The organism is Sporomusa sp., assembly GCF_035561255.1.
Classification (GTDB): Bacteria; Bacillota; Negativicutes; order Sporomusales; family Sporomusaceae; genus Sporomusa.
The window spans coordinates 1-3,789 of record NZ_DATMXX010000267.1 but is presented as its reverse complement, the minus strand read 5'-3'; the positions used below and the strand labels follow the sequence as shown (position 1 = coordinate 3,789).

Here is a 3,789-nt window from a genome sequence, read left to right as displayed (position 1 = left end):
CGGCACATGACCAAAGATAAGGATTGCAGCCCAATCTGATAACCGTAGCGTAGTGAATCCCAACAAGTATGAAAGATGGCTTAATGCACTTGACACAACCCCGCCAATAACTCCAGCCACAAAGCCTCGATACAACCTGTCCTCCACCATTTGCCGCCCCCATAATTATCGTAGCCTTAGTATGCTTGTGGAATGATCATGCTATGCAGCATAATATACCCAGTAAATTGTCTAGCGGGCAGTAGCTGCAGCAATTCAAGAATCTGCCAGTTGCTTACGCCATCATTACTGATTGCCTTAGTTAAGCAGGAAAACCCCCGCCGGTCTTCCACGCGCGCAAGCAACAAAACCTTGTCCTAAAGCATGACTTTCTCGCAAGAAGAAACCGCCTTCCCTATAAGACACAGTCTGCAGTATCGTTGAGCACAGCAGCACTCGTACTGTAACCCAGTTACAGTACGAGTGCTTTTTACTGCGAGATGACTTTGTACTTAGAAATCAGCTTGACCACATCCATAATTAGCTGGAGTTTTTCAGGTGGACATTCCTGGAGCAGGTGGGCTATGTCTGCCTTTAGATAATCCCGTGAATGATAAGAGATACCTGTGAGAAAATAGCCTGGGTCGATATCCAGCAGGCTTGCCAGTCGTACTAGCATCTCCAGACTGAGCTTTGTCTTCCCATTTTCCACCTGGCTGATATAGACAGTGGAAACTTCCAGACTTTCGGCTACTCTCTCCTGTGTAAAGCGTTTTTGTTTGCGAATTTTCTTAATTCGTTGACCAATAGCATAGTAATCAACATACAACACACATCACCTGACTTTTACTATATCAATGTCATGAAAATGTATACATAAAATTATTGATTAATATTAAGTTATAGATTAATATTTAATTTATAACTTAATATTAATTACATATGTGAGCGAATGCTGGTTAATGGACTGCAAGAATCCAGTCACTTGACGCTAGTAGGGGTGGGTAAGTGTTTTATAATTACGCATGGTTAATACTCTCTGCACTGGGAGCGTTAATCGGTCTAACAGGCTATTATTTGGATATAGTTCTTCACGTAAATTACGGCAGCTTGTTGTGGGCAGCAATTACCGGTATCATTTCCACCAGTGGTTTGATTATTGGTGGCTTAATCCGGAAATTAAGCATAATTTCCCATACCGATTTTCTGACAGGCTTATGGAACAGACGCTATTTTTGTTTAATACTGAAGAAGCAGTTCTTCCAGGTAGCCTCACAAAAAACGCAGTTATGTGTAGCTATGATCGACGTTGACGGCTTTAAGACTATTAACGATACCTATGGACACACAACCGGAGACCAGCTATTATCCGGGATCGCAACCTTATTAAAAAGAAATGCAAGAAGTACAGATATAGTTACCCGCTGGGGAGGCGACGAGTTTGCCATTATTTTCTCCGGGACTACGGTCGAAAAAGCCCGGGAAGTTATGGAAAGAATCCGTAACCTTGTTGAAACTACTTTCTCATCTTATCGTCTAACAATAAGTGCGGGAATAGTACCACTAAAAACAAACCAGGCTTTAGATGAATTTCTCCTCCAGGCCGATCAATCATTGTATACCGCCAAAGCCCGGAAAAACACAATTATTACGATAACTGACTAAACCGGGAGTTAAACATTTCCTCCCCGGCAGGAAATCACTGTTATTTCCTTGAATAATAAAGAGCAACCGGCACATTTCATTATTGTCCGGTTTGAAAATTCTCTCCGGAGGAATCAAGAATGAACAAGAACTGGTTGCTCACAATACCCCTAACCTGCCTGCTGCTGTTTACCGGCAATATTAACGCCCACGCAGTAAAGAATGTCAACTGGCAAATTGAAAGAATTGGTTTGTTCTCCATGCCTGAAGGCTGGCAAACAACAGACCTGCTGCAGGTGTTCTCCACGGTTTTAAAAGAAGCTAGCGAAAAAACAAAAGCAAAAAAACCAGCCCCCTCCCAGCCCTTGCCGCCGGTCGATCCACTGGCCCCACTGAATAAAATGAATTTGCAAGTATACCAGCTTACATCAAATGATGGTAAAGCTTACCGTACGGCAGTCCTCTTGTTCTACCGGCATGATAAACTTATGTCTGCAGGCGAGAAGGCATACTTTACCCAGGAATTGTCCGATGTGTCGCGTGAAAAACTAGAGACAACAATCACCACAACTGCCAATTCATTGAAAAAGGAACTGGTAAGCTCTAAACAGCTCAATGCCAGTGTACCCTTTCTTGAGATTAGCCGCCCTGATTATCTAAAAATCAATGACCGGCCGGCCTATGGTCTGAGTGCCAGGGTAATGCTGTCGACGTACGGGATAAATATGCCATATTATATAAAAGGCTATGCCTTTAATGCCAATGGTTTTACATCGGTCGCTTTTCTGTTGACAATTGACAGCGAGCGCAATTTCTGGGACCCGCAGGTACGAAAGATCATCCAGTCATTTGAGCCAGCCAAGACTTCCATCGCTATCAACCAATAACCATTTAAAATACATACTGCAAAAAACATAACCCTAATTTCGACATAAAAATTCAATTTGCTGCAGGATAATTTAAATTTTAGCAGAAGTTAACATATAGAAGCATCATAAAAATCTAATGAATTTGATGTTAATAGGGTGACGGTGTTAATTCTCCCCTACGATGCGAGATGTATCGATAGGGGATTTATCTTTTTGTACAGGGTTAGTGTTCATATTTCTTATATTTGTTGCAGTGTGGAGGTTTTGAAATGAAAACTCTTATAAGGCTTGTTCTGGTTATAATGCTATCATTCATTCTTGGAAATAACTCAACGCTGGCAGCGTTATCAACACCGGCTCTGGATTTAGACCGTCTTCCTGAATGGGAGGTACATACAAGCTCCCATGAAGGTACGTTATTGCTCTCTGATAGTCCGGAAATGGTAGTAGGTGACGGCATTCTATACCAGGATAAGGTAGTAGGCACCGTGCGCCTCTTCTTTTATCATGTAAACGCATCCAGAGATGTAAAAAAAGTGGCTGTCCTTGTCGAGAATAAAGGCAAGCAAACCGCCCATGTGACGGTCAACCAGGCTACTTTGGGCGGTCCGGGAAACATCTGGATAAAGGTTGGCAAAGAAACTCAGGCGGCCTACCTAAGCGAAAAGCAGACTTATAGCTTAAGCATTCCCGCGGGGGGAGCAGTGCCGCTTGCTGCCAGCCTGGATGAACTGGCGATTGTGCCGAATATGCTGATCCATGGTATTTATGATTTTGAGGTTGATCAACCAGTCACTGTTTCAGTTATGATGCTGCCAGTAACTGAGAACAGTGTCGAGTTTTCCAGAACAGCAACAGTACTACCGCCTGATGAGTGGCATTTGCGTGGGACATTTGCAGGCGCAAACAGGAGAATTACCCCCGTCAGGGACTACGACCCGTTAATCGACGGAGCGGCAGGCATCACCCTAGCTGACAACCGCTTGGATGCCTACCTGAAGGGAATAGATGCCACCGACAAATCAGAGGTACTTAACTATGGCAACTATGGTGTGGTTTACCAGGTGTTACTGCCTTCAAAAAAAGGCGGTAGAATTTCCTATTACCTTGCTCCCATGGGCGGCAGCTACGCCGGCGCTATCGGAATAGACCATCCGGAAGTAAACTGGAGCCCTGTTATTACGCCGCGTGACCGGCTTTATTTCGGGGATTTCAGAAAGCAAGATCTGGGCTTCCTGGGTACTTATGAAAGCGGTGACCCGTTGTCTTTCACCTTCAGCCCGCCGGGAGCATCAAA

At 44.0% G+C, this 3,789-nt stretch carries 4 protein-coding genes; 3 read left to right on the top strand and 1 reads right to left on the bottom strand.

What is annotated here, in order from left to right; genetic code table 11:
• Positions 1–469 precede the first annotated feature (469 nt).
• Positions 470–808, bottom strand: a complete 339-nt coding sequence (locus VN379_RS14905; protein ID WP_325535206.1) for a helix-turn-helix transcriptional regulator — start codon at positions 806–808, stop codon at positions 470–472.
• A gap of 179 nt (positions 809–987) precedes the next feature.
• Here VN379_RS14905 and VN379_RS14900 point away from each other — a divergent pair, with 179 nt between their 5' ends.
• From VN379_RS14900 to VN379_RS14890, 3 genes are all read left to right on the top strand, one after another.
• Positions 988–1,644, top strand: coding sequence for a GGDEF domain-containing protein (locus tag VN379_RS14900; protein ID WP_325535204.1), 657 nt, complete (start codon positions 988–990; stop codon positions 1,642–1,644).
• A gap of 119 nt (positions 1,645–1,763) precedes the next feature.
• Positions 1,764–2,510 carry a hypothetical protein gene (locus VN379_RS14895; RefSeq protein ID WP_325535202.1) on the top strand — a complete coding sequence of 249 codons (747 nt, stop codon included), beginning with the start codon at positions 1,764–1,766 and terminating at the stop codon, positions 2,508–2,510.
• A gap of 251 nt (positions 2,511–2,761) precedes the next feature.
• Positions 2,762–3,789 (top strand): hypothetical protein (locus VN379_RS14890; RefSeq protein WP_325535200.1); only part of this gene is annotated, 1,028 nt, incomplete at its 3' end.